The 2,331-nt window shown below is 68.6% G+C and carries 3 protein-coding genes; all 3 read right to left on the bottom strand.

Going from position 1 to position 2,331, the window contains the following annotated elements; genetic code table 11:
* Window positions 1-118: 118 nt before the first annotated feature.
* The 3 genes from OTB19_RS42510 to OTB19_RS42500 all read right to left on the bottom strand — a co-directional run bounded on the left by OTB19_RS42510 (window position 119) and on the right by OTB19_RS42500 (window position 2,139).
* Window positions 119-622 carry an HNH endonuclease gene (locus OTB19_RS42510; RefSeq protein WP_267804213.1) on the bottom strand — a complete coding sequence of 168 codons (504 nt, stop codon included), beginning with the start codon at window positions 620-622 and terminating at the stop codon, window positions 119-121.
* A 149-nt stretch (window positions 623-771) separates the two neighbouring features.
* On the bottom strand, window positions 772-1,305 hold the full coding sequence (locus OTB19_RS42505; protein ID WP_267804211.1) for a YbhB/YbcL family Raf kinase inhibitor-like protein: 534 nt from the start codon (window positions 1,303-1,305) through the stop codon (window positions 772-774).
* Window positions 1,306-1,356: 51 nt separating this feature from the next.
* Window positions 1,357-2,139, bottom strand: a complete 783-nt coding sequence (locus OTB19_RS42500; protein ID WP_053678672.1) for a sporulation protein — start codon at window positions 2,137-2,139, stop codon at window positions 1,357-1,359.
* Window positions 2,140-2,331 lie beyond the last annotated feature (192 nt).

Raw genomic sequence — 2,331 nt, 5'->3', positions numbered from 1 at the left:
ACCGACATCGGCCACCCCAACGACGCCTTCGACACCGCCGCCATCGTCCACCTCGCCGACCACGAGGCGTGACCGCACCCAACCCGCCCAACCGGAAAAGGACCTGCAACGCGCTGCACTAGGCGGAACGCTCAAGCCACTCGGGGAGGGCACCGCGACCGCCCGCCCGCAGCGCCAGCAGCATCGCGTCCGCCGGCGACGGCACGAACGGCCTCCGGAGGAGCGGCATCCCCGCCTCCTCCGGAGTCCGGGCCGCTTTGCGGTGGTTGTCCTCGGCGCACGAGGCCACCGTGTTCAACCACGTGTCCCCGCCGCCCTGAGCCCGCGGCAGTACGTGGTCCACGGTCGTCGCGCGCCGCCCGCAGTACGCGCACCGGTGCTGGTCCCGGGCCAACACACCCCTCCGTGACCAGGGAGCATGTCTTCGGAAGGGCACCCGCACGTACCTGCACAGCCTGATCACCCGGGGCATCGGAAGCTCCATGGTGGCCGCCCGCACACGCAGCTCGGGATGGGACTGTTCGACCACGGCCTTGTCCTGGAGCACCAGGACCACGGCCCGGTTCAACGTCACCGTCGACAGCGGCTCGAAGCTCGCATTCAGCACCAGCGTGTCCCGCATCTCGCCCACCTCCCGTGTGCAGGCCCGCGACCACACCGGCAGCAGAGCCCGCAACCACTCTGGCCGCGCGCGCCACGCGGGACAACGCAATAAAAATGCCCGGTCCTGGCCGTCTTTAGACCAGGACCGGGCAAACAACGGGACAACGATCAGCCGGCCGGTGCCTCGTACTCACCGATCAGCTGCGCCCGGCCCAGGGTGTGGAACCGCAGATTGAAGCCGACGACCGCCGGCGAGACGTCCGCGTCCGGCCCGAGCTTCTCCTGATCCACCGCGTACACGGTGAACACGTACCGGTGCCGCTCCCCGGCCGGCGGCTGCGCACCGCCGAAGTCCCGGGTGCCGTAGTCGTTCCGTACGTGCACGGCCCCGTCCGGCAGCCCCTCGAACGTCCCGCTGCCCGCACCGGCCGGCAGCTCGGTGACCGACACCGGCAGATCGAACAGCACCCAGTGCCAGAACCCGCTGCCCGTCGGCGCGTCCGGGTCGAAGCACGTCACGGCGAAGCTCTTCGTCCCCTCCGGGAAGCCCTCCCACCGCAGGTGCGGCGAGACGTTCCCACCCGTCAGGACCTGCGCGTCCCCCAGATCCGCCCCGGGCTCCACATCCCCGCTCACCACGGAGAAGGCACGCACCTCCGGGTGGAAGGCGTGGGGAAGAGGTGCCCTGCTCTGCTCGACCACTGCTGAACCTCCTGCATCGCGTACGCGTACGCCCCCGAGCCTAGGGGGACCCTAGAGCCAGTTGCGCTGGGAACCGACCGAGGCGATCCACTGGTTCAGGTACGCCGCCCAGTCGGTGTCCTGGTAGGACTGCAGCCCCACCTGGAAGCAGCGGTAGGTGTCACTGCCCTCGGAGAACAGACCCGGCTTCTTGTCCATCTCCAGGACGACGTCCATCTCGCGGCCGTCCGAGACGAAGGTCAGCTCGACCTGGTTCAGACCCCGGTACTGCGACGGCGGCAGGAACTCGATCTCCTGGTAGAAGGGCAGCGTCTGACGCGTCCCCCGGATGTGCCCGCGCTCCATGTCCGCCGAGCGGAAGGAGAAGCCGAGCTGCCGGAAGGCGTCCAGGATCGCCTGCTGCGCCGGCACCGGGTGCACGTTGATCGCGTCCAGGTCACCCGCGTCCACGGCGCGCGCGATCTCCAGCTCGGTGCTGACCCCGATGTTCATCCCGTGCAGGTGCTGACCGCCGAAGTGGGTGATCGGCGTCTCCGCCGGGATCTCCAGCCCGAACGGCACCACGTGCAGCGCGCCGGCCTGCACCTGGACGGCACCCCCGAGGCGCTGCTTGGTGAAGACGATGTCCTGCTTGTACTCCTGGTCACCGCCCTCCACCTCCACCCGCGCCTGGAGACCGACGGACAGACCCTCGATCTGCTGCTCCACGGATCCGCCCTGGATCCGGACCTCACCCTGGACGATGCCGCCCGGAACGACGTTCGGCTCGGTGATGATCGTGTCCACCGAGGCACCACCGGCACCCAGGCTCGCGAACAGCTTCCTGAACCCCATGCTCTGACTCCCCTTGACGGCTCTATCGATGTAAAAGTTCTGGTGACTACCTCTACAAACGCGGAACCTTAGTGGTCTGCGTCGTAAGTCCTTCGGGGGTTGATCACGCGGCCTTGGCGGCGGAGGATTCTTCTGGGTGATCGGCGGTGTGCTGGTCGAGCCTGGCCAGGAGATCGTCCAGGTCGGAGGTGG

The sequence above is a fragment of the Streptomyces sp. H27-H5 genome (assembly GCF_026627505.1).
In the GTDB taxonomy this organism is placed as follows: Bacteria; Actinomycetota; Actinomycetes; order Streptomycetales; family Streptomycetaceae; genus Streptomyces.
The sequence above is the reverse complement of the archived record's forward strand: the minus strand, read 5'-3'. Positions and strand labels throughout refer to the sequence as shown.

Coding starts and splice junctions, on each gene's coding strand:
- OTB19_RS42510 (WP_267804213.1), bottom strand. CDS start 622: ATGCGGGACACGCTGGTGCTGAATGCGAGCTTCGAGCCGCTGTCGACG.
- OTB19_RS42500 (WP_053678672.1), bottom strand. CDS start 2,139: ATGGGGTTCAGGAAGCTGTTCGCGAGCCTGGGTGCCGGTGGTGCCTCG.